The 21,719-nt window shown below is 70.7% G+C and carries 17 protein-coding genes; 6 read left to right on the top strand and 11 right to left on the bottom strand.

Annotated elements, in window-relative coordinates:
• Nucleotides 1-4 precede the first annotated feature (4 nt).
• Nucleotides 5-1,108 carry an acyl-CoA desaturase gene (locus CXQ92_RS12420; RefSeq protein WP_104168004.1) on the bottom strand — a complete coding sequence of 368 codons (1,104 nt, stop codon included), beginning with the start codon at nucleotides 1,106-1,108 and terminating at the stop codon, nucleotides 5-7.
• 146 nt (nucleotides 1,109-1,254) lie between these two features.
• Entirely contained in the window at nucleotides 1,255-1,557 is a 303-nt protein-coding gene (locus CXQ92_RS12415) for a hypothetical protein (protein ID WP_219815718.1), read from the bottom strand.
• Between the two features lie 298 nt (nucleotides 1,558-1,855).
• On the opposite strand from CXQ92_RS12415, the gene CXQ92_RS12410 reads away from it, so the two are divergent.
• On the top strand, nucleotides 1,856-2,155 hold the full coding sequence (locus CXQ92_RS12410) for a hypothetical protein (protein WP_104168003.1): 300 nt from the start codon (nucleotides 1,856-1,858) through the stop codon (nucleotides 2,153-2,155).
• A 72-nt stretch (nucleotides 2,156-2,227) separates the two neighbouring features.
• Here the strand turns inward: CXQ92_RS12410 and CXQ92_RS12405 are convergent, their stop codons facing one another.
• Genes CXQ92_RS12405 through CXQ92_RS12390 form a run of 4 tightly spaced genes read right to left on the bottom strand, consistent with a single transcriptional unit; the run spans nucleotide 2,228 to nucleotide 7,642 of the window.
• Nucleotides 2,228-4,564: a glycoside hydrolase family 3 N-terminal domain-containing protein gene (locus CXQ92_RS12405; protein WP_104168002.1), complete on the bottom strand. Its 2,337-nt coding sequence runs from the start codon at nucleotides 4,562-4,564 to the stop codon at nucleotides 2,228-2,230.
• Between the two features lie 2 nt (nucleotides 4,565-4,566).
• A complete protein-coding gene (locus CXQ92_RS12400; RefSeq protein ID WP_104168001.1) occupies nucleotides 4,567-5,385 on the bottom strand; it encodes a carbohydrate ABC transporter permease in 819 nt (272 codons plus the stop codon).
• Nucleotides 5,385-6,332: a carbohydrate ABC transporter permease gene (locus CXQ92_RS12395; protein WP_104168000.1), complete on the bottom strand. Its 948-nt coding sequence runs from the start codon at nucleotides 6,330-6,332 to the stop codon at nucleotides 5,385-5,387. Before CXQ92_RS12395 ends, CXQ92_RS12400 begins: the two co-directional genes overlap by 1 nt.
• Nucleotides 6,333-6,340: 8 nt before the next feature.
• Nucleotides 6,341-7,642, bottom strand: coding sequence for an ABC transporter substrate-binding protein (locus tag CXQ92_RS12390; protein ID WP_104167999.1), 1,302 nt, complete (start codon nucleotides 7,640-7,642; stop codon nucleotides 6,341-6,343).
• A 165-nt stretch (nucleotides 7,643-7,807) separates the two neighbouring features.
• On the opposite strand from CXQ92_RS12390, the gene CXQ92_RS12385 reads away from it, so the two are divergent.
• Nucleotides 7,808-8,866 carry a LacI family DNA-binding transcriptional regulator gene (locus tag CXQ92_RS12385; protein ID WP_219815717.1) on the top strand — a complete coding sequence of 353 codons (1,059 nt, stop codon included), beginning with the start codon at nucleotides 7,808-7,810 and terminating at the stop codon, nucleotides 8,864-8,866.
• A gap of 86 nt (nucleotides 8,867-8,952) precedes the next feature.
• Entirely contained in the window at nucleotides 8,953-10,113 is a 1,161-nt protein-coding gene (locus CXQ92_RS12380) for an ROK family transcriptional regulator (RefSeq protein WP_258069890.1), read from the top strand.
• 108 nt (nucleotides 10,114-10,221) lie between these two features.
• Here CXQ92_RS12380 and CXQ92_RS12375 read toward each other — a convergent pair whose 3' ends face one another.
• Nucleotides 10,222-10,461 carry a DUF3073 domain-containing protein gene (locus tag CXQ92_RS12375; protein WP_104167997.1) on the bottom strand — a complete coding sequence of 80 codons (240 nt, stop codon included), beginning with the start codon at nucleotides 10,459-10,461 and terminating at the stop codon, nucleotides 10,222-10,224.
• Nucleotides 10,462-10,769: 308 nt separating this feature from the next.
• Here CXQ92_RS12375 and CXQ92_RS12370 point away from each other — a divergent pair, with 308 nt between their 5' ends.
• Complete coding sequence (locus tag CXQ92_RS12370; RefSeq protein WP_104167996.1) at nucleotides 10,770-11,954, top strand: septum formation family protein; 1,185 nt, start codon at nucleotides 10,770-10,772, stop codon at nucleotides 11,952-11,954.
• 10 nt (nucleotides 11,955-11,964) lie between these two features.
• Here the strand turns inward: CXQ92_RS12370 and clpB are convergent, their stop codons facing one another.
• On the bottom strand, nucleotides 11,965-14,583 hold the full coding sequence (gene clpB, locus CXQ92_RS12365; RefSeq protein ID WP_104167995.1) for an ATP-dependent chaperone ClpB: 2,619 nt from the start codon (nucleotides 14,581-14,583) through the stop codon (nucleotides 11,965-11,967).
• 74 nt (nucleotides 14,584-14,657) lie between these two features.
• Nucleotides 14,658-15,803, bottom strand: a complete 1,146-nt coding sequence (locus CXQ92_RS12360) for a serine hydrolase (protein ID WP_258069889.1) — start codon at nucleotides 15,801-15,803, stop codon at nucleotides 14,658-14,660.
• Between CXQ92_RS12360 and CXQ92_RS12355 the strand changes: the two genes are divergently transcribed.
• Both CXQ92_RS12355 and CXQ92_RS12350 read left to right on the top strand, forming a co-directional pair.
• Entirely contained in the window at nucleotides 15,802-17,787 is a 1,986-nt protein-coding gene (locus CXQ92_RS12355) for a penicillin-binding transpeptidase domain-containing protein (RefSeq protein ID WP_104168239.1), read from the top strand. The two genes, CXQ92_RS12360 and CXQ92_RS12355, sit on opposite strands and share 2 nt — an antisense overlap.
• A 141-nt stretch (nucleotides 17,788-17,928) precedes the next feature.
• Nucleotides 17,929-19,413 (top strand): flotillin family protein, encoded by a 1,485-nt coding sequence (locus tag CXQ92_RS12350; protein ID WP_104167994.1) that lies wholly within the window; start codon nucleotides 17,929-17,931, stop codon nucleotides 19,411-19,413.
• Nucleotides 19,414-19,478: 65 nt separating this feature from the next.
• Here the strand turns inward: CXQ92_RS12350 and CXQ92_RS12345 are convergent, their stop codons facing one another.
• Together CXQ92_RS12345 and CXQ92_RS12340 are read right to left on the bottom strand one after the other, a co-directional pair.
• Complete coding sequence (locus tag CXQ92_RS12345) at nucleotides 19,479-19,880, bottom strand: YccF domain-containing protein (RefSeq protein ID WP_104167993.1); 402 nt, start codon at nucleotides 19,878-19,880, stop codon at nucleotides 19,479-19,481.
• 95 nt (nucleotides 19,881-19,975) lie between these two features.
• The gene (locus tag CXQ92_RS12340; RefSeq protein ID WP_104167992.1) at nucleotides 19,976-21,649 is read right to left on the bottom strand and encodes a DEAD/DEAH box helicase; all 1,674 of its coding nucleotides are present in this window, start codon (nucleotides 21,647-21,649) and stop codon (nucleotides 19,976-19,978) included.
• Nucleotides 21,650-21,719: the final 70 nt, after the last annotated feature.

The following is a 21,719-nucleotide window of genomic DNA, read 5'->3' as shown; positions in this document are numbered from 1 at the left end:
GGGCTCAGGGGCGGCGGTAGCGGGTGAGCATGGGGCAGTCGAAGGGGTCGCGGGCAGCGAGGCCGACGCGGTTGAGGTAGGCGATGACGGCGGCGTAGGAGGCGGTGACGCCGACTTCGGTGTAGGGCACGCGGAGGCGTTCGCAGTGCTCCTTCACGATGACCGCGGCGCGGCGCAGGTGCGGGCGCGGCATGTCGGGGAAGAGGTGGTGTTCGATCTGGAAGTTCAGGCCGCCGTAGGCGTTGTTGATGAAGGCCCCGCCGCGGATGTTGCGGGAGGTCATGACCTGTTTCTGGAAGAAGTCCAGGGTGCTGTCCTTCGGGACCACGGGCATGCCCTTGTGGTTGGGGGCGAAGCTGGCGCCCATGTAGAGGCCGAACACGGCCAGTTGCACGCCCAGGAACGCGAACGCCATCCCGGCGGGCAGGAACCAGAACAGGACGCCGAGATAGGCGCCGAACCGGGTGGCGAGGAGGGCCAGTTCGATCCACCGGCCGGGGATGGTGCGGCGGGCGAACAGGGTGGCGATGGAGCGGGCGTGGAGGTTGAGGCCTTCGAGCATCAGCAGGGGGAAGAACAGGTAGCCCTGCCGGCGGGTGATCCAGGCCTGGAGGCCGCGGGCCCTGGCGGCGTCCTCTGCGAGGAAGGAGATGGTGTCGACCTCGATGTCGGGGTCCTTGCCGCGGGTGTTGGGGTCGTTGTGGTGGCGGGTGTGCTTGTCCATCCACCAGGCGTAGCTGATGCCCACGACACCGGCGGCGAGGATCCGCCCGGACCAGTCGTTCGCGCCGCGGGTGGTGAAGATCTGCCGGTGGGAGGCCTCGTGGGCGAGGAACGCGACCTGGGTGAGCAGGACACCGAGGACGGCCGCGATGAGGAGCTGGAACCAGGTGTCGCCCAGCAGGGCGAACCCGGTCCACGCCGCACCCAGGGCCAGGGCCAGGACCGCGAACACCGTGAGATAGAACCGCCGCCGCCGGGTCAGCAGCCCCTCCTTGCGGACCTGCTTCAACAGCACCGAGTACGACGCCACCACGTCATTGGGCCGGGACAGACGGACCGTACGCGAGGCTGCAGGCGTGGGTAGCGGGACGGCGAGATCGCTCATGAAGGTCCTTGGCGGTCGTGACGGGTACTGCGCGGGTCAGGGTCGGTGCGGCGCTGACCGGTGGCCGTCAGGATCGAGCGGGCAGGTGCGCGGGATACAGCTCATCCCCGTGCCTGGGATTCCAGGCACGGGGATGACGATGCGGGCTATGCGTTGTAGTACTCGCGGCTTCCGGACTTCGCCAGTCCGCGGGACACCATGTAGCCGATGGTCAGGTACGTGATCAGCTGCATGGCGTCGCGCCCGTCGAAGATGTCGTCGCCGCCACCTTCGCCATTACCGACCATCACGGAGGTGATGACCGTGGCAAGGACCATGGCGACATAGGCGAAGAACTCGGTGGTCTTGGTGGAGGCCTTCGTCTCGGTCGAGCGGCGGGTCTCCACCGCATGATCACCGGTGCCGGTGTTGTTCGAGTGGGCGTTGTTGTGCGCGTTGTTGTTAGCCAAGGGATTCTCCTGAAGAAAGGGGGGCCGGATTCCGGCGATGGACGCCCTGATCGGGCTCGTCCTGTGCGGGCGGGAGGTCCGCAGTGTGCTCTACGACCGCCCCACACCCTTGACGCTACGGTGTCGGGACCAGAATAGCAAGATGGCTTACTACTTCGGATCCGCCCACCAGCGCCTCCTCGCAGAAGGTAGGCTTGCTTGCACTAAGTGTCCGCCTGGGGCTGTTCCGGTTCCCCGGTGGTGTTTTCAAGAGCACGGACATGAATCGTTCACCGGTCGAAGCCTGAGCAGGCATTTCATGACCTCGCAGACCCAGCAGCAGAGCTCCTGGCTTGCAGCCCATCACGCGGAACTGACCGCCGGCGACCTGTGGCTCCATTACTTCAGCATCGGTGGATACCTCACGGAATTCGAGCTGGACGCCTACCTGCACGGCATGCTCCCGATCCCCCAGGGCGAGGGCAACACCGTGGCACTGGCCCTGAACGAACTGATCGACGATCTCCCCCGACGACCCAGGGCCGAATACGTGCAGGGTCCGTCAGCGGACCAGCGCCCGCCCGCGGCCCCCTGCGGTGGGGCCCCGGCTGACGAGTAGGCCACCCGGCCGGCCCGAGCGTGACCCGCGCCCGCCGGAGCAGGCGCGGGTCGTCGCCGGGCGACGTTCCCGTCAGAGTGCCGTGACCTGCACGCCGCAGTGCAGCCGGCGTGTGTGGTCCACCGACCGCACGCCCCCGGTCAGGGTGAGGGGCAGGGCTGCGCGGAGATCGCTGCTCGATGCCCCCAGGCGCAACTCGAGCGCTCCCGGTTCGACGATCCGCCCGCCGTCCCTGCCGGTGAAGGACGTGACATCGGCCGGGACCGTGAAGGTGATCCTGGCCGAGGCCCCCGCACCGAGAGCGACCCGCGCGTAGCCGATCAGGCGCTGCACCGGTCGTACGACGGACGCCACCGGATCGTGCAGGTACAGCTGCACCACCTCGACGCCGTCGCGCTCCCCGGTGTTCGTGACCGTCACGTGGACGTCCACCTCGCCGTCGGTCGCCGCGGTCTCGGCGGTCGCCGCCGCATCCGACCAGGCGAACCGGGTGTAGCCCAAGCCGTGACCGAAAGCGAAGGCCGCCGTCGGATCGATGTTCGACACCCCGCTCGCCTGCGCGAGCGGCGCGGCCAGATAGGTGGACGGCTGGGCGCCCGGCGACCCCGGGATGCTGACGGGCAGGCGCCCGGCCGGGTTGATCCGCCCGCTCAGCACACCGGCGACGGCGGCTGCGCCCTCCTCGCCGGGGAAGAATCCCTGGACGATCGCGGCCGCGCCGTCCGCCGCTGCGCCGAGCGCGTACGGCCGCCCGGTCAGCAGGACGACGACGACGGGCTTCCCCGTCGCGAGCAGCCCGTCGAGGAGCTGCTGCTGGACGCCCGGGAGCTCCAGCGATTCGGCGTCGCACCCCTCGCCGCTGGTGCCGCGCCCGAACAGGCCGGCCCGGTCGCCGAGGACGGCGACGACGACGTCGGAGCCCTGCGCGACGGCGAGCGCCTCGTCGAAGCCCGTGGTCGCGCTCCCGTCGATGGTGCAGCCGGCAGCGATGGTGATGTCGCTGTCCGGGAACTCGCCCTGGAGCGCTTCGGCGACCGTCGGGATGGCGAGGCCGATCTCGACGTCGGGGTGCTGCTCGCCGACATGTGCCGGGAACGAGTAGCAGCCGAGGAAGGCGCGATGCGTGTCCGCGTTCGGCCCGATGAGCCCGATGCGCGGCGTGGCGGCGAGCGGGAGGATGCCCTCGTTGAGGACCAGGACGATCGACTGCTCGGCGAGCTCGCGGGCGATGGCCCGGTTACCCGGGGAGTCGAGGTCGACCACCGGTGCGCCGCCGCCCTGGAGTGCCGGCGGGACGGGCGACCAGTCCGCGTCGAGGAGGCCCAGGTCCAGCTTCTGCCGCAGCACCCGCCGGAGCGCGCGGTCCACCAGGCCCTCGTCGAGCCGGCCGCCGTCGATCTCCGCGATCAGGTGCTCACCGAAGGTGTGGATGGTGGGCAGCTCGACGTCGACCCCTGCCGTGAGTGCCGCGCCGGCTGCTTCACCGAGGGTCGCGGCGACGCGGTGGAGCTCCTTGAGGAACGCGATGCCGAAGTAGTCGGCCACCACGGTGCCGTCGAAGCCCCAGGTCTCGCGGAGCAGGGCGGTCAGGAGGGACGCGTCGGCCGCCGTCGGTACGCCGTCGATGTCCGTGTACGCGTGCATCACCGAGCGCACGCCGGATTCGCGGATGGCCATCTCGAACGGCGGCAGGAGCACGTCCGCCCGCTCGCGGTCGCCGATGGACACGGGGGCGAGGTTCCGGCCCGCCTTCGACGCCGAATAGCCGACGAAGTGCTTGAGCGTGGCCACGATCCCGGCCCGCTCGAGCCCCTGGACGTAGGCGGTCGCGATGGTGCCGATGAGGTAGGGGTCCTCGCCGATGGTCTCCTCGACCCGGCCCCAGCGGGCGTCGCGGACGACGTCGAGCACGGGGGCGAGGCCCTGGTGCACGCCCACCGAGCGGAGGTCGGCGCCGATCGCGGAGGACATGCTCCGGACCAGGTCCGGGTTGAACGTGGCACCCCAGGCGAGGGGTACCGGGTACGCCGTCGCCTTCCAGGCGGCGAAGCCGGCGAGGCACTCCTCGTGCACGAGGGCGGGGATGCCGAAGCGGTTCGCGGCCGCGATCCGCTCCTGCGAGCGCTGCAGGGACAGCGCGCCGAGGCCGGGTTCCACCGGTGCGGTGCCGAAGGGGCGCGTCAGCTGTCCGAGGCCGTGCGGCAGGAGGTCGTCGAGGTCCACGGCCTCGTTCATCTCGTGCTGGTGCGGGGCCACCTCCCCGCCCTCGGTGTTGGCGCCGACCCACACGCCGACCAGCTGGGCGACCTTCTCGCGGAGGGTCATCGCCCCGATCAGGGTCTCGACGCGGTCTGCGGGGGCGGCGGCGGTGTCCCGCCAGGGGGCGTCGTTCAGTGTTGTCTCGGTCATGATCACTTTCCGCCAGCGCCCATGAGGCCCTGGACAAGCGCGCGGCGCGCGAAGAGGTAGACGAGCAGGACGGGCACCATCGAGAGGGTCACCGCGGCGAGCAGCCCCGGGATGTTGATGCCGTACTGGGTCTGGAAGTTGAAGAGGCCGAGGGTCACCACGCGGGTGCTCTCGGACTGGGTCAGGATCAGGGGGAACAGGAAGCCGTTCCATGCCTGGAGGGCGGAGAAGACCGCGATCGTGGAGATCCCGCCCTTGGACAGCGGGAGGACGAGCCGGAAGAAGGCGCGCGCGGGGCTGGCCCCGTCCATCGCCATCGCCTCGTACAACTCTCCCGTGATGTCGCGCATGGTGCCGCTCAGGATGAGCGTGCAGATCGGCAGGGCGAACGCCGCGGTGGGCAGGATGATGCCGATCAGGTTGTCGTAGAGCCCGACGGAGTTGATCAGGTAGAACACCGGGACGATCACGGCCTGCGCGGGGATGGCGAGGCCCAGCAGGAAGAACCGGAACACGAACGACGCCGCCCTGCTCTGGCTCCGCACGATCGCGTAGCTGAGCGGCGGGACGAGCAGGAGGACGATCGCGACGACACCGACCGTCACCACGACGGTGTTGAGGAAGTACCGGCCGAACCCGCTCATGATCGCATCCGCGTAGTTCTGCAGCGTGAAGCTCGTGGGGAAGGACAGCGGTCCGTTGTCGCCGAACTCCTCCCGTGTCTGGAAGGTGCCCGAGAGCATCACGTACAGCGGGATCGCGACGATCAGCAGCCAGACGAAGGAGCCGATACCGGCGACGTAGTTGGGGCGCGTTTTCATCAGAGGCCTTCCAGCGAGCTGTTCATCTTGTCGTAGCCGGACACCTTGACCACCACGAGGGAGATCAGGGTCGCGACGACGACGAGCACCAGGGCGATCGCGCTGCCGACACCGAAGTCGAAGCTCTGGAACGCCGTCTGGTACATGTAGAAGGCGGTGATCGTGGTGTCCGTGCCGGGTCCGCCGTTGGTCAGGATGAGCACCGTCTCGAAGGTCGTCAGACCGCCGACCACCATGAGGATGATCGAGGTGATCGCCGTGTTCCGCAGCTGCGGCAGCGTGATGGAGAAGAACTGCCGCACCATGCCCGCGCCGTCGATCGACGCGGCCTGGTAGAGCACGGCCGGGATGTTCTTGGCCGCACCCTGGTAGATGAGGGTGTGGAAGGGCGTGAACTGCCACATCCCGACGAAGATCAGGACGCCGATCGCGCCGGCCTGCGTGCCGAGCAGGTTGCCGTCCCCGAAGAGCCAGGGCAGCTGGCCCGGGATGCCGAAGTTCGGATCGAGGAGGGCCCGCCACAGGACGGAGATGGCCGCCGAGGAGAGCAGCAGCGGGATGAAGTAGATGGCGCTGAGGACGGCGCGGTTGCGCTGGTTGCCGGCGGCCCACACGCCGAGCAGGATGCTCAGCGGTGTCTGCGTGATGACACCGAGGACGATGAACAGGAGGCTGAGCCAGAGGCTCTTCAGCATCACCGGATCGGCGATCAGCGTCTTCCAGTTCTCGAGTCCCACGAATTCGGGATCCCCGAGGCCGCTCCATGAGGTGAAGGACAGCACGGCGACCGCGGCCAGCGGCACGAGGGCGAAGAGGGCGAAGAAGATGGTGGCGGGCAGGGCCCAGGCGAAGCCGGGGCGCCCCACGGAGGAGGCGCCCCGGCGGGCCGGGCGGCTCGGTGTGGAGCCGCCCGGCGTCGCCTGCCTGCGCGTTGCAAGCGTTGTCATGGTGTGTCCTACAGGCCCTGCATGGCCTGGATGAAGCCGTCTTCATCGATCTGGCCGCTGAAGAACTGCGCGATGGCCGTGTGGATGGTCACCGTGGCCTCGGGCGGGTACGCCTGGTCCCAGGAGAGCTGGAAGTGCGGGGCGTCCTGCACGAGGTCGAACTGGTACTTCGCGTACTCGGGGTTGGAGGCCTCATCGAGGAACTCCTCGGTGTTGGTGGTGGTGGGCAGGTTGCCGATGGCGATCTGCTCCTGCACGAATTCGTCCGAGTACATGAGCTTCAGGAACTCGGCCACCTCGTCGGGGTACCGGGTGTCCTTGTGGACCGAGTAGAAGTTGTTCGTGTTGCCGGCGAGGTTGGCGGGGTCGCCCTCGCCGCCCTCGATGGCGGGGAACTCGCTGTAGCTGAGCACGTTCTCCGCGAACTCGGGGTTCGCGTCCAGGTGGGTCGCGTAGGCCCAGGAGCCCATGAGCTCGAAGCCCGCCCGGCCGCTGGAGAGCAGCGTGGGAGACCCGCCGTCGGTGAACTTCACGGAGTCGAAGTTGGTCCCGAAGGCGCCGGCGTCGATCAGTTCGCGCAGCTTGCCCAGCGCCTCGCGGCTCTCCTCGGAGTCCCAGACGCTGGTGTCGCCGTCGAGCGCGGCCTGGAACAGATCCTCGCCCGCCACGCGGTCGAAGACGTACTGGAACCACATCTGCGTGGGCCACTGGTCCGCGCCGCCGAGCGCGATCGGGGTCACGCCTGCGGCCTTCAGCTTCTCGACGGCCTCCAGCAGTTCGTCCCAGGTGGCCGGGGGTGCGTCGATGCCGGCCTGCTCGAGCACGTCGGAGTTGTTGAAGAGCATCACGGGCTGCGTACCGCGCATCGGGATGCCGTAGCTCTTGTCGTCGATGACGGCGGTCTCGAAGACGGAGGGCAGGAAGGCCTCCTTCAGCTGAGGGTCCTCCTCGATGAAGTCGTCGAGAGGCATGAGCAGGTCGGCCTTCACGAAGTTCGCGATGCTTCCACCACCCCAGTTGAAGAAGATGTCGGGGGCCGACTCGGTGTCGATGATGGTCTGCAGCTTGGTCTGGTAGTCCGCGCCGGGGATCGTGTCGAGCACGATCTTCACGTCGGAGGTCTCGTTGAACTTCGCCACCATGGCCTCTTCGACCTTGTTGCTGGCGTCGCCGTACACGGCCAGGTGCAGCTCGTTCTCGGGCCGGCTCGACGCGTCTCCGCCTCCCCCACCGCACCCCGCGAGGGTGAAGCCCAGCATCAGGACCGCGGTGCCCGCAAGACTGCGGGACATCCAGGTTCGGTTGTTCATCGTTGAACGCCTTTCGAAAGTTTCGGCGATATGGCCGAAAGTTATGTAATGCGTTGAGTGTATGTAGCGCCTCTCCGGAAACGCAAGACATGCTGTGCAGCGGGTCACATTCTGCGACGAGCGGCAGCCTGCCCTGCGGAAAACGGCGAGGGTATGCTGTGGGTCATGTCGATCCCGGCCAAAGAACCGCGTGTCACCCTCGCCCAGCTCGCGACGGTGGCCGGTGTCTCCCTGTCCACGATCTCGAAGGTTCTCAACGGACGCGCCGACGTGTCTCCGACAACCCGGGCGAAAGTTGAGGAGCTCCTGGAGCAGCACGGCTACCGGCGGCGCAAGGTCTCCGCGGCGAAGGCGGGCCTGGTCGAACTGGTGTTCCACGAGCTCGAGAGCGCCTGGGCACTCGAGCTCATCCGCGGGGTGGAGAACGTCGCCCGCGAGCACGGCATGAGCGTGGTGCTGACCGAGACGGGCACGCGGCACGCCCCCGGGTCCGAATGGATCGAGGGTGTGATGTCGCGGCGGCCCGCCGGCGTGGTCCTCGTGTTCTCCGACCTGCCCCAGGACTTCCGCGGCAAGCTGGACGCCCGCTCCATCCCGTTCGTCATCATCGACCCTGCCGGGGACCCCTCCCCGGACGTCCCCTCCGTGGGCTCCGCCAACTGGGCGGGCGGCATGATGGCCACACGCCACCTGATCGACCTCGGGCACACGCGGATCGGCGCGATCAGCGGACCCGAGGACATGATGTGCTCCCTCGCCCGCATCGACGGCTACCGGTCCGCCATGGGCATGGCCTCCCTGCCGATCGACCCCGACCTCATCCGGTACGGGAACTTCCATGTCGACGGCGGACGCGACCACGCCTTCTCGCTGCTGCGCGGCCCCCAGCCGCCCACGGCGATCTTCGCCGGCAGCGACCTGCAGGCGCTGGGGGTGCTCGACGCCGCCCGGCAGATCGGACTCCGCGTCCCCGAGGAGCTGTCGATCGTGGGCTACGACGACCTGCAGCTGGCCCAGTGGTCCAGCCCCGCCCTGACCACGGTGCATCAGCCGCTCATCCAGATGGCCGAGGAGGCCACGCGCATGGTCCTGCGGCTGCGGGACGGCGAGCGGCCGAACAACCTCCGGCTCGACCTCGCCACGAGCCTCGTGGTGCGCCAGAGCACCGCGGGGCCACCCCCGTCCCGTGCACGGGCAGCCCGACCGGCGCAGCAGCGCGCCTGACCGGCCGCCCGCCGGAAGGGGTCTGGATACGATAGGGCCAGGCAACGCGCAGGAGGCTCCTGCAGGACGAAGGAGAACCCGAGGCTGTGCGGTCACTACCCAATGGGACGAACGGGACCGAGGGCCTGCGCGCGCAGAACCTCTCCCAGATCCTCACGATGGTCCACCGCAACGGACCGCTGTCCCGCTCCGAGCTCACCCGGCGCAGCGGCTTCAACCGCTCCACCGTGGGCGCCCTGGTGTCGGCGCTCACCGAGAAGAACCTCGTCCGCGAGACGGAACCGCCCGTCGGCGGCCGGGTGGGCCGTCCGAGCCCCATCGTGCAGGCGAACCCGGACGTCGCGGTGATCGCCGTCAATCCCGACATCGATGCCCTGACCGTCGGCGTCGTGGGGCTGGGCGGCCACGTCCACGCGAGGGTGCGCCGCGAGACCCGCGGCATCCCCTCGCTCGATGACGCGGTCGGGCTCACGCAGGAGATCGTGGCGGGCCTCGAGCCCACCCTGGCCGGGCTCGACCGCCTGCTCGGAGCCGGGATCGCGCTGCCCGGGCTCGTCAATGCGGGGACGGGGCGCGTGCTCGTCGCGCCGCACCTCGGCTGGCACGACGCCGACCTCACCGGCCCCTTCGGCGGCGCCCTCGGGCTGCCGGCCGTGGCCGCGAACGACGCCTCCCTCGGATCGCTCGCCGAGAGCATCTTCGGCGCGGCGCTGGGCGTCGACGACGCCGTCTACCTCAACGGCAGCGCGAGCGGTATCGGCGGGGGCATCGTGAGCGGGGGCGCGCAGCTGGTCGGCAGCCGGGGGTACGGAGGCGAGCTGGGCCACACGCTCGTCGGCCCGGCCGGGCGGGCGTGCCACTGCGGGCGCGCGGGCTGCCTCGACGCCGAGGTCCGCCTCGAGCGGCTGCTGGAGGCGGCCGGACTGGACGGCGGCGGCATCGAGGCCCTCGAACGCGTGCTGTCGGGCGACCCGCCCGAGGCGGTGCGGGTGGAGGCCGACCGGCAGCTGGAACTGCTCGCCGTCGCGCTCACGGACTTCGTCAACATCTTCGACCCGGAGCTGATCGTCCTCGGCGGATTCCTCGGGTCGCTCGTCGCTTTCCGGGGCGAGCAGCTCGCGAAGGCCGTCAATGCGGGCTCGCTGGCCGGGCGGGTGACGGTGCGGCGCGCCGCGCTGGGCCCGGAGCTCCTGCTCGTCGGTGCCGCGGAGCTGGCGTTCCAGCCCCTCCTCGCCTCGCCGTCCTGACGCCTGCCGACACCCGGGCACGCAGAACGGCGCACCGCCCCCGGAGGGGCGATGCGCCGCGTGGTTCAGGGTGCGCTGTTCAGTTCATGCGGGATCGACCGACCGGGGTCAGCCGGTGCGGCGCGAACCGCTCTCCTCGCCGTCGTCGTCGAGCTCGTCGGCGTACTTGTCCGCATACTCCGAGTAGTCCGGTTCGACCGGCTCGAGAGGTTCGGTACGTCGGGTGGATGCACGACTACCCGGGCCTGTGAGCTCTCGCTGCAGTGCCGAGTAATCAGTGGCCGGGCTGAAGTACTTCATGTCCCTGGCCTGCTTGGTAGCTTTTGCCTTTTGACGGCCGCGCCCCATGGCGTGACCCCCTTTGTGCGTCGATCCGAGGTGGTCACTGGGGCACGAGGCCCAAGGCTGCAGCGAGGCCCCGGAGTATTTGGTCGTTTTGTCGTAAGTATAGGTTACATGTTTTCGAGGGGACCCGAGTGCGCGGCCGTCGAGGTCCCGTGGGAGGACCGCCGACCACCGGAGCGCGGTGCGCGGTGCAGGATCTCCGCTGGACCGCCTCTCCGCAGGTGATCTTGGATAGAGTCGACTCGACGTCGGAGCGCCGGCCATGGTAGTGGCCATCCGGCACCAGGAGTGCAAGGAGACGACAGCCCACCATGAGCAACGAGGAGCAGGCACCGGTGGACCCCGGTCACGAGCCAGGAGCGGACCGCAGGGAGGACCCCGGGAGCACGGCGGCGCCCGATCCCGACACCGCCGTGCTGGACCCCGACACCGTGGTCCTCGACGACCCGGACATCTCCGGCGAGGCGCTCGAGCCGGAGCTGACCGTGTCCGCGGACACCCTGGATCTCGAGGAACCCGCCCTCGGACCCGCGCAGATCAGCCCGGAGGTCGCGGAAGCGGCGTCGCTCGACGCTGCTGCCGCCGAAGCCCGCGCCGTCGCCGCCGAGGCCGAGAGGGCGGGGACCCTGGTGGGCGGACCCATGCCGGCCGATGCCCCGTCCGTCGAGGCCGCTCCGGCCGGCACCGCGCCCGCGGGAGGGACCGCCGGTGATCCGGCGGGCTCGGCGGACGGCAACACGGAGAGCAGGCCGGAGGAAGCGGGGGTGCCGGCGGAGGACCCCCTCGGGGGGGCCTACCCCCTCCCTCCGCAGGGCGGCGCGCCCGGCACGGACCATCCCGGCGCCTATCCCGGCAGTGCTCCCGGCAGTGCTCCCGGCACCGGCCCGGCACGCACCGGATCCTCGGCCCCGGGGGCCCCCGGAGAATCCCGCGAGGACCGGGACGCCGCATCCCGCACCGGCCGGGGCCCGACGGCGGCGGGGGACGAACCGGCGGCCGAGGAGCACCCGACGCGGGATCGGACCCGCTCGGGCAGCGGTGTCGTCCCGCTCCTGCTCCTCGTCGGCGCCGCTGCCGTGCTGCTCGGGCTCCTCGTCTGGCTGCTCGTCTCGCTGCTGGGCGGATCGGAGGACGAGGGCCGCGTGGACCCGTCGTCGCTCGCGGCCGGGGAATGCCTCGCGGAGTTCACGGACATCACGGAGGAGGCCGTCCGGGTCGACTGCTCCGACCCGCACAACGCGCAGCTCGTGGCGAGCGAGGACTACGCCGACGACGCCGAGTTCCCGGGACGCGACCGGCTGGGCCTGCGTGCGGAGGCGGCGTGCGCCGCGGCATCGGCCGGCATCGACCCGGACGTCGCCACCGAGGACCTCCAGGTGACGCTCCTGCACGCCACGCCCACGGAGGGGACCTGGGCGGACGGGGACCGCCGCGTGGACTGCTTCGCGGTCGTCGAGGCCGGCGGTCCCGTCAGCCGGAGCCTGCTGGCGCGCTGAGGGATGCCGGTCAGCGGACGGCGTGCACCAGCAGGCCCTCGGCGTCGGACCCCCCGAGGGCGTCCACGTCCGGTTCGGGCCGGTCGACGAGGACGGTGTCGCCGTCGACGATCTCCCCGGCGAGGATGCCCTTCGCCAGCCGGTCACCGATCTCGCGCTGCACGAGCCGGCGGAGGGGGCGGGCCCCGTACGCCGGGTCGAACCCGGTGAGGGCCAGCCATTCGCCGGCCGCCGCCGTGACATCGAGTTCGAGCCGGCGCTCGTGCAGCCGGTCGCCGAGTGCCCTGACCTGGAGGTCGACGATCCTCGAGAGCTCATCGAGGCTCAGCGGATCGAAGACGACGACGTCGTCGAGCCGGTTCAGGAACTCGGGCCGGAAGTTGGCGTTCACCGCGGACATCACGGCAGCGCGCTTCGCGGCGTCGTCGAGGGACGGGTCCACGAGGAACTGCGAGCCGAGGTTGGACGTCAGGACGAGGATCACGTTCCGGAAATCGACGGTCCGGCCCTGGCCGTCGGTCAGCCGCCCGTCGTCGAGCACCTGCAGCAGCAGGTCGAAGACCTCCGGGTGTGCCTTCTCGACCTCGTCCAGCAGCACCACGCTGTACGGGCGGCGCCGCACGGCCTCGGTGAGCTGTCCGCCCTCCTCGTAGCCCACGTAGCCCGGAGGGGCACCGACGAGGCGCGCCACGGAGTGCTTCTCCGAGTACTCGGACATGTCGATCCGGATCATCGCGCGCTCGTCGTCGAACAGGAAGTCCGCGAGGGCCTTGGCGAGCTCCGTCTTGCCCACGCCCGTGGGCCCGAGGAACAGGAAGGACCCGGTGGGGCGGTTCGGGTCCGAGACACCGGCCCGCGCGCGCCGGACGGCGTCGGAGACCGCGGACACCGCCCGCTGCTGACCGATCAACCGGGCGCCGATGACCTGCTCCATGGCGAGGAGCTTCTCGCTCTCGCCCTGCAGCATGCGCCCGGCCGGGATGCCCGTCCAGGCGGAGATGACCTCGGCGATGTCGTTCGCCGTGACCTCCTCGGCGACCATCAGCTCGGGGGTGGTCGCGGTCTGCTCCTCGGCGGCCTGGGCCTCGCGCAGTTCGCGTTCCACGCGCGGGATCTCGCCGTACAGGATGCGCGACGCCGTCTCGAGGTCGCCTTCGCGCTGGGCACGGTCCGCCTGCGAGCGCAGCTCGTCGAGGGAGGCCTTCAGGTCACCCACGCGGTTCAGGCCCGCCTTCTCCGCCTCCCACCGTGCGTTCAGGGCGTCGAGCTCCTCCTGACGGTCGGCCATCTCGGCCCGCAGGGCCTGCAGCCGCTCGAGGGACGCCTCGTCCTTCTCGCGGGAGAGGGCCATCTCCTCCATGTGCATGCGTTCGAGCGAGCGGCGCAGCTCGTCGATCTCCACGGGCGCCGAATCGATCTCCATGCGCAGGTGCGAGGCGGCCTCGTCCACGAGGTCGATCGCCTTGTCCGGGAGCTGCCGCCCGGGAATGTACCGGTGGGAGAGGGTGGCCGCGGCGACGAGCGCGGAGTCCGCGATGGAGACCTTGTGGTGGGCCTCGTAGCGCTGCTTCAGCCCGCGCAGGATGCCGATGGTGTCCGCCACGGACGGCTCGCCCACGTAGACCTGCTGGAACCGCCGCTCCAGCGCCGGATCCTTCTCGACGTTCTCGCGGTACTCGTCCAGCGTCGTCGCGCCGATCAGCCGGAGTTCGCCGCGCGCCAGCATGGGCTTGAGCATGTTGCCGGCGTCCATCGAGCCCTCGGACGCGCCGGCCCCCACCACGGTGTGGAGCTCGTCGATGAACGTCACCACCTGGCCGTTCGACCCCTTGATCTCCTCGAGGACCGCCTTCAGGCGCTCCTCGAACTCGCCGCGGTACTTGGCGCCCGCGATCATCGACCCGAGGTCCAGGCTGATGAGCCTCTTGCCGCGGAGGGATTCGGGGACGTCCCCGGCGACCATGCGCTGAGCCAGCCCCTCGACGACGGCGGTCTTGCCGACGCCGGGCTCGCCGATGAGCACGGGGTTGTTCTTGGTGCGGCGGCTGAGCACCTGCACCACGCGGCGGATCTCGGCGTCGCGGCCGATGACCGGGTCGAGCTTCCCGCTGCGGGCCACCTCGGTCAGGTCGACGCCGAACTTCTCGAGCGCCTGGAAGGTGTTCTCGGGATCCGGCGTGGTGACGCGCTTCTCGCCCCGCACACCGGGCAGCTCGGCAGCGAGGGCCTCGCGGGTGAGTCCGACGGAGCGCAGGATGCCGCCCGCCGCTCCCCCGTCGGCCGCCAGGGCCAGGAGGAGGTGCTCGGTGGACACGAACTGGTCCCCGAGCGTCTCCGCCTCCTGCTGCGCCGCGCTGACGACCTGCAGGGCGCCGCGCGAGAACTGCGGCTGCGCCACGGACGAACCGGACGACGACGGCAGGGCCTTGATCGCTGCGCTCGCCTGGACGCTCACGGTGTCGGGATCCGCGCCTGCCGCCCGGAGCAGGGCGACGGCGATGCCGTCCCGCTGGTCGAGCAGCGCCTTCAGGAAGTGCGGCGCCTCGATCTGGGCGTTGCCCGCCGTGGACGCGTTCATCGCAGCGGCTGACAGCACCTCACGGCTCTTGGTGGTGAAGTTGGTATCCACGCGCGGTTCCTTTCTGGCCTGGGTGGAGATCCTGGTGACGCCTTGAGTGTACTCGACTCAACTTTGCCGGGGAGTCAGGAATTCCCCGGCCGTCGGGGCTCTGCGTCGACGGCAGCGGCGAACGTCCGGATGACCGGCCACGCGCCCTCGGTGCTGTTGCCCAGCACGCTGAGCGTGGTCCGGGTCCCGGGGATGTGGGTGGAGCGGAAGGACGCCCCGGCGTCGTACCCCTCCAGGACGAGGGCCGGGTGGACCGCGTGCAGCCAGAAGCCCATGCCATAGCGCAGCCCTTCCCCCGGCACGTCGTGGCGCGGGCGGATCATTTCCGCGACGGTGTCCCGGGTGACGATCCGCCCGTCGAGGAACGCGCACCAGAACCGGTGCAGATCCGCCGCCGTCGTGAATGCTCCGCCGTCGCCGTTGCCGAGCACCGGCAGGTGCAGCGTGTTCACGAGGTCGCCCTCGTCGAGAACGTAGCCGGGAGCGGCGTCCCCCGGCAGGTCGTTGAGCGGCAGGAACCCGGTGCGCTCCAGCCCCGCGGGATCCACGACGAGCCGCCGGACGGCGTCGTGATACGTCATCCGGGTCACCCGTTCCAGCAGGACCGCCAGCACCATGTACCCGCCGTTGCAGTAGGCGAACCGCTCCCCCGGTGCCGCTTGCTGCGGGTGGCCGCCGAGCAGCGGCAGGAACGCCTCGGCCGTGGTGAGCATGTGCACCGGGACGGTGAGTACGAAGTCGGTGGCCTCCCAGTCTGCGCTCTCGTCCAGGTAGTCGCCGATGCCCGAGGTGTGCGTCAGCAGGTGCTCGATCGTGACGGCGTCGGCGATCAGGGGCAGGTCGTCACCGAGGAGCCCGCGCACCCGCTGCCCGAGCCCGATCGTGCCGTCCTCGACCAGGCGCATGACCGCGAGGGCGGTGAAGGCCTTGCTGCCACTGGCGATCGCGATGCGCGTGTCCGCCGTCATCGGCACGCGGAGCCCCCGGTGCAGGAAGCCCTCGCAGCGCTCGAGGGTGCGGCGCTCTCCGACGTCGACCGTGGCCACGCCCGTGAACGCGTTCCGCGCGACCGCCTCGTCGAGTGTTCGTGCCTCGATGTGCATCATTGCCCCCGGCGGGTCGTGGACCTCGAATGGTACGCCGCGTCCGGGGCGGGCGCGACGCCCCGGCGAGCCGAGGGAACGGGGCGTCCCGGCGTTCTCGGACATAATGGGCCGCATGGGGAAACTTCAGCGTGCCACGTCCGTCCTGACCACCGTCGCCCTCGCCCTCACCCTCGCGGCCTGCACGGACGACCGGCCGACGGCCGAGGACGCCGCCGCCACGCTGGCCGAGGGACTCGCACGGCTCGACGTCGGGCAGTCCGCCTTCACCGCTGCGGAGCCCGCCGACGTGACCGCCCAGCTGGCCGCGATCACGGAGGGCTTCGCCCCGGGACCCCCGCAGGTCAGGGTGGCCGGCGTCGAGGAGACCGGCGAGGACACGGCGACCGCGACGCTGGACTACGTGTGGGACCTCGACGCGACCGACCAGGACTGGACCTACAGCACGACGGCGGACCTCACGCGCGTCGAGGACTCCTGGCAGACGGCATGGGACCCCGGCGTCCTCGCCCCCGACCTGCTGCCGGAGGAGAAGCTCACCCTCGTGCGCACGCCCGGGGACCGCGGCGACATCACGGGCGCGGACGGCGCCGTCATCGTCACGCAACGGCCCGTCGTCCGCGTGGGCATCGACAAGACGCTGGTCCCGGAGGCGCAGCAGGCCGCCTCCGCTCGCGCCCTCGCGACGCTGCTGGAGCTCGACGCCGCCGGCTACGAGGAGCAGGTGGCCACGGCCGGCGAGGAAGCCTTCGTGGTGGCCCTCGTCCTGCGCGACGACGCCACCCGCACCGTGACCGACGCGCAGATCGACGCCATCCCGGGAGCGCTCCGGCAGGCCGACACGCTCGAGCTCGCGCCCACGCGCACCTTCGCCCGCGAGCTGCTGGGCAGCGTCGGGGAGGCCACCGAGGAGCTCGTCGAGCAGACCGACGGCACCGTCAGGGCCGGGGACATCACCGGCCTGAGCGGGCTGCAGCTCCAGCACAACGCCCGGCTCGCCGGTACCCCGGGGCTGTCGGTGAACGCGGTCCCCGCGGGTGATCCCCCGACGGCTCCCCGGAACCTCTTCACCACGGCACCGGTGGATGGCGAGGACCTCGCCACGACCCTCGACCCCCGGTTGCAGAGCCTCGGCGAGGAGGTGCTCGCGGACGAGCCGTCGGCGTCGTCGATCGTGGCCATCCGCCCCAGCACGGGTGAGATCCTCGCGGCGGCCAACGGGCCGGGGAGCGAGGGCCTGCAGACGGCGCTGCTCGGCCAGTACCCGCCGGGCTCCACGTTCAAGATCGCCACGAGCCTCGCGCTGCTGCGCAAGGGTTTCACGCCCGAGACACCGACCGAGTGCAGCGAGGAGGTGACGGTCGACGGCCGGACGTTCAGCAATGCCAGCACCTTCCCCGCACAGTCCGTCGGCACGATCCCGCTCCTCGAGACCTTCGCGCAGTCCTGCAACACCGGCTTCATCTCCGCACGGGACACGATCAGCCAGGCCGACCTGGAAGGCGCCGCCACCGACCTCGGCATCGGCGTCGAAGCGAGCATCGGGACGCCGGCCTTCTTCGGGTCCGTACCCACCGAGGCCGAGGGTACCGCCCACGCCGCCGCCATGATCGGCCAGGGCGAGGTCCTCGTCTCGCCCCTCTCGCTCGCCACCATGGCGGCGTCCGTGGGCGCCGGGGCCCGCGTCACGCCGACACTCCTCGCACCCGGCGAGTCCACCGGCGAGGGGACCGCCTCGCCGTCGGGCTCGGCGTCGGCCACCGCGGATGCCCCCTCCGACGACGCTTCCTCCACCGCCGCTCCCTCCGCGGCGGCGACGCCCAGCGCGTTCACGGCCGCGGAGTCGGGGATGCTGAAGACGCTCATGGGCGCCGTCGTCACCCAGGGTGGCGCGCAGCTGCTGCAGGACGTCCCCGGGGCCCCCGTGCTGGCCAAGACCGGCACCGCAGAGTTCGGCAGCGAGACTCCCCCGCGTACCCACGCCTGGGTCGTCGCCCTCCAGGGAGACCTCGCTGTCGCCGTCTTCGTCGAGGAGGGCGAGCTGGGCTCCACCTCCGGCGGGCCCCTCATGCAGGCGTTCCTCACCGGAGCCGCCTCCTAGGACCACGGACCCGCAGCATGCGGGTCATCCACTTCGACGACATGGGGGTCGGGTCGGCACAGTGCACGCAGTAGCTCGATCACGCTCCGGCGCGCACCCGCGCCGCCGGGGCCTCTCCGAAGACCATTGAAAGGGTCGCAAGTGGATCTCACGTTCATCCCGCTCATCATCGGCGCGGTGGTACTCCTCGTCCTCGTCGTCGCCGCCGTCGTGCTCGCCCGCATGGCGCTGCACATCGCCAGCCCGGACCAGGCACTCATCATCTCCTCCAAGGACAGCAAGGGGCAGCCCGATCCGGACAGCCAGCGCGTCGTCTTCGGCCGCATCTTCATCAACCCGTTCTCCCAGCGGGCCTACCCGCTGTCCCTCGCCTCCCGGCAGGTGTCCCTGCGCATCGAAGGCATCTCGAAGAACGGCATCAAGCTCCACCTCACCGGCGTCGCGCAGGTCAAGGTGGGCGGCGACGCCGACGCCGTCCGCAAGGCGGCCCAGCGCTTCCTCAACCAGCAGGACGCCATCGACCACTACACGCAGGAGACGCTGTCCGGTTCGCTGCGCTCCATCGTGGGCACCCTGACCGTCGAGTCGATCATCCGGGACCGGGCCACCTTCGCCAAGAGCGTGAAGGAGGAGGCGGAGCACTCCATGCACAACCAGGGTCTGGAGATCGACACCTTCCAGATCCAGTCCGTGGACGACGACTCCGGGTACCTGAAGAACCTCGGCCGCCCCGAGGCGGCCCTCGCCGAACGGAACGCGAAGATCGCCGAGGCGCGGTCCATGCAGGAGTCGGAGCAGGCACGCGCCCTGTCCGACGAACAGGTGGCCCTCGCGCAGCAGCAGCTGATCATCCGCCGCGCGGAACTCAAGGAGGAGGCCGACGCCCGCCAGGCGCGGGCCGACGCCTCGGGACCGCTCGCCCAGGCGGAACAGCAGGAGCAGGTCATCATCCGCGAGCAGCAGGTGGCGCAGCGACGTTCGGAGCTGCGCGAGCGCGAGCTCGACACCGAGGTGCGCAAGCCCGCGGACGCCGAGAAGTACCGCCTCATCCAGCAGGCCGACGCGAAGCTCGAGGAGCGCCGTCGCGCCTCCGAGGCGACCGAGATCGAGGCCCGCGTGGACCTCGCGCGCCGCAAGCTCGTCGCCGAGGGTGACCGCGTGGCCGCAGAGGCGGACGCCGCGGCGAACACCGCGCGTGGTACCGCCGAGGCGTCCATCAGCGAGGCCAGGGGCCGCGCCGACGCCGCCGTCATCGCGTCCCGCGGTAGCGCGGAGGCGGGGTCCGCGGAAGCCCGCGGCAAGGCCGAGGCCGCGGGGATCGCCGCGCAGGCGGAAGCGTACGAGAAGTTCAACCAGGCCGCCATCCTGTCGAAGGTCCTCGAGGTCCTGCCGGCGATGGCCCGCGAGATCGCCGCCCCGATGTCCGCCATCGACACCATGACCGTGGTCTCCACCGACGGCGCGAGCCAGCTCAGCAGGAACGTCTCCAGCGGCGTCCACCAGACCACGCAGATGGTCAAGGACACCACAGGACTCGACATCATCGCCCTGCTCGGCGACCTGCTGAAGAACGCGGACAAGCCCGGGCAGAACGGGTCGGCGGTCCACAGCTCCGCGTCGGACTGACCGCCGGATGCGGGCCGTCGCCGGGCGTCCGGCGGCGGTCCGTCAGCGGCACGTCGGCCGGGAGGTCAGCGGTAGGTCGGCAGGTAGGTTCCCTGGGACGGGACGATGACCTTGCCGAGCGGCGCCAGCGACACCGGGATCAGCTTGAGGTTCGCGATGCCCAGCGGGATGCCGATGATGCTCACGAACATCGGGATGGCCGTGACCACGTGGCCGATGGCGATCCAGATGCCCGCGACGAGCAGCCAGATCACGTTGCCGATCGTGGACCACGCCCCCATCTGCCCGCCCCGGTTCACGACGGTCTGGCCGAACGGCCACAGCGCGTACACCCCGATCCGGAACGACGCGATACCGAACGGGATGGTCACGACCAGCAGGCAGCAGATGACGCCCGCCGCGAAATAGCCGAGGGCGAGCCAGATGCCGCCGAAGAGGAGCCAGATGACGTTCAGGAGTGCGTTCATCCGGCCATTCTTCCCCACCCGGCGCACGCCCGCACCACCCGGGACGCGTGAGGCCCCCTACCCGGACGGGTAGGGGGCCTCATCGGCGTGTGGTGCTAGCGCGGGCGGCGGTCGTTCGACGCCGGGACGCTCGCCCTGCGGGAGCCACCGGAGCGGCGGGCACCCTCGGAGCGTGCGGCCGACGGCGCATGGCTGCGCTGGCCACCGGCCGCGGGAGCCCCGGCGGCCGTCCGGGGGACGGCGTCGCCGACGCGCTGGCCCGACGCCGGACGGCGGCTGCGCGACGTCGTCTCCGAGGCGGTGCGGGGCTCCTCGGTACGACGGCGGGTACCGCCGGTCTTCGCCGCGGCACCGGTGTCGGTACCGAAGCGGGGTGCCTGCGGCTGGTCCTTGCGGCGATCGGCGCGGTTGCCCTGGGCGGCCTGCGGATCCGCGGAGACGCGTCCCCGGCCGCCGCGGCCCCCCCGACCACCCGCGGTCGGTGCCGGAGCACCGCGACGGGCGCGCTTGCGCTCGGCGTTCGCGCCGGTGGACGTGCCCTGGCCGCGGGCGGCCTCACGGGAGACGAGGAGCGCCGCACGGGTGCGGGGGTCGATCTTCTCCGCGAGGTCCCCGGTCAGGGACTGGACCAGGGGCGAGGTCGCCTTCACGTTCTCGAACGCGACGTCGACGCCCGCGGCCTTCATGAGCTTCTGCACCTCGGACTTCTGCTCGGGCAACGTGATCGTGACCACGGTGCCCGACGAGCCGGCGCGGGCCGTGCGGCCCGAGCGGTGCAGGTAGGCCTTGTGCTCCGTGGGCGGGTCCACGTGGACCACCAGTTCGACGTCGTCGACGTGCACGCCGCGCGCGGCGACGTCGGTGGCGACGAGCACGCGGACGTCACCCGAGGAGAACTCGGCGAGATTGCGGTCGCGGGCGTTCTGCGACAGGTTGCCGTGCAGGTCGACGGCGGGGATGCCGGCGTCGGTGAGGGTCTTGGCGAGCTTCCGCGCGTGGTGCTTGGTGCGCATGAAGAGCAGGCGGCGGCCGGAGCCGGAGGCGAGCTGGACGATCAGCTGCTTCTTCTGCGTCTGGTCGCCGATCAGCAGCACGTGGTGCTCCATGGTGGTGACCGCGGCCTGGGGGTCGTCGACCGAGTGGGTGACCGGGTTGGTCATGTAGCGGTTGACCACCTTGTCCACACCGTTGTCCAGCGTCGCCGAGAACAGCAGGCGCTGGCCGTCGGCCGGGGTCGTGTCGAGCAGCTTCTTCACGACGGGCAGGAAGCCGAGGTCCGCCATGTGGTCGGCCTCGTCGAGGATGGTGATCTCCACGGACTCGAGGGTGATCAGCTTCTGCCGCATCAGGTCCTCGAGGCGCCCGGGACAGGCGATGACGATGTCGACGCCGGCGCGCAGGGCCTTCTCCTGGCGCTGCTGGGAGACTCCACCGTAGATGACGGTGGTGTTCAGGCCCAGTTCCTTGGCTAGGGGTTCGACCGTGGCGTTGATCTGCGTGGCGAGCTCACGTGTAGGAGCGAGGACCAGGGCCAGCGGGCGCCCGGGCTTGCGGCGGTAAGCCGCTTCCTGGTCGGCGAGGCGCGCGACCATGGGGAGCGCGAAGGCGAGGGTCTTGCCCGAGCCGGTGCGGCCGCGGCCGAGGACGTCGCGCCCCGCGAGGGAGTCGGGCAGCGACTTGACCTGGATGGGGAAGGGTTCGGCGATGCCCTGCGCGGCGAGGTTCTCGACCAGCGCCTTGGGCACACCGAGGGCGGCAAAAGTAGTCATGTGGAGTACACGAACTTTCTTCTCATGTTCCCCGGCGCCGGTCGGCGCAGGGGTTCGCCGAAGAAGAGTC

This window comes from Arthrobacter sp. SX1312, assembly GCF_002929295.1.
In the GTDB taxonomy this organism is placed as follows: domain Bacteria; phylum Actinomycetota; class Actinomycetes; order Actinomycetales; family Micrococcaceae; genus Arthrobacter_D.
This window is presented reverse-complemented; position numbering and strand designations above follow the sequence as displayed.

What these genes read in the sequence shown, in the direction of transcription:
- CXQ92_RS12405 (WP_104168002.1), bottom strand. Translation starts at nt 4,564, where the DNA reads ATGACCGAGACAACACTGAACGACGCCCCCTGGCGGGACACCGCCGCC.
- CXQ92_RS12375 (WP_104167997.1), bottom strand. Translation starts at nt 10,461, where the DNA reads ATGGGGCGCGGCCGTCAAAAGGCAAAAGCTACCAAGCAGGCCAGGGAC.
- CXQ92_RS12360 (WP_258069889.1), bottom strand. Translation starts at nt 15,803, where the DNA reads ATGCGGCCCATTATGTCCGAGAACGCCGGGACGCCCCGTTCCCTCGGC.
- CXQ92_RS12420 (WP_104168004.1), bottom strand. Translation starts at nt 1,108, where the DNA reads ATGAGCGATCTCGCCGTCCCGCTACCCACGCCTGCAGCCTCGCGTACG.
- CXQ92_RS12370 (WP_104167996.1), top strand. Translation starts at nt 10,770, where the DNA reads ATGAGCAACGAGGAGCAGGCACCGGTGGACCCCGGTCACGAGCCAGGA.
- CXQ92_RS12355 (WP_104168239.1), top strand. Translation starts at nt 15,802, where the DNA reads ATGGGGAAACTTCAGCGTGCCACGTCCGTCCTGACCACCGTCGCCCTC.
- CXQ92_RS12400 (WP_104168001.1), bottom strand. Translation starts at nt 5,385, where the DNA reads ATGAAAACGCGCCCCAACTACGTCGCCGGTATCGGCTCCTTCGTCTGG.
- CXQ92_RS12340 (WP_104167992.1), bottom strand. Translation starts at nt 21,649, where the DNA reads ATGACTACTTTTGCCGCCCTCGGTGTGCCCAAGGCGCTGGTCGAGAAC.
- CXQ92_RS12410 (WP_104168003.1), top strand. Translation starts at nt 1,856, where the DNA reads ATGACCTCGCAGACCCAGCAGCAGAGCTCCTGGCTTGCAGCCCATCAC.
- CXQ92_RS12385 (WP_219815717.1), top strand. Translation starts at nt 7,808, where the DNA reads ATGTCGATCCCGGCCAAAGAACCGCGTGTCACCCTCGCCCAGCTCGCG.
- CXQ92_RS12395 (WP_104168000.1), bottom strand. Translation starts at nt 6,332, where the DNA reads ATGACAACGCTTGCAACGCGCAGGCAGGCGACGCCGGGCGGCTCCACA.
- CXQ92_RS12345 (WP_104167993.1), bottom strand. Translation starts at nt 19,880, where the DNA reads ATGAACGCACTCCTGAACGTCATCTGGCTCCTCTTCGGCGGCATCTGG.
- CXQ92_RS12390 (WP_104167999.1), bottom strand. Translation starts at nt 7,642, where the DNA reads ATGAACAACCGAACCTGGATGTCCCGCAGTCTTGCGGGCACCGCGGTC.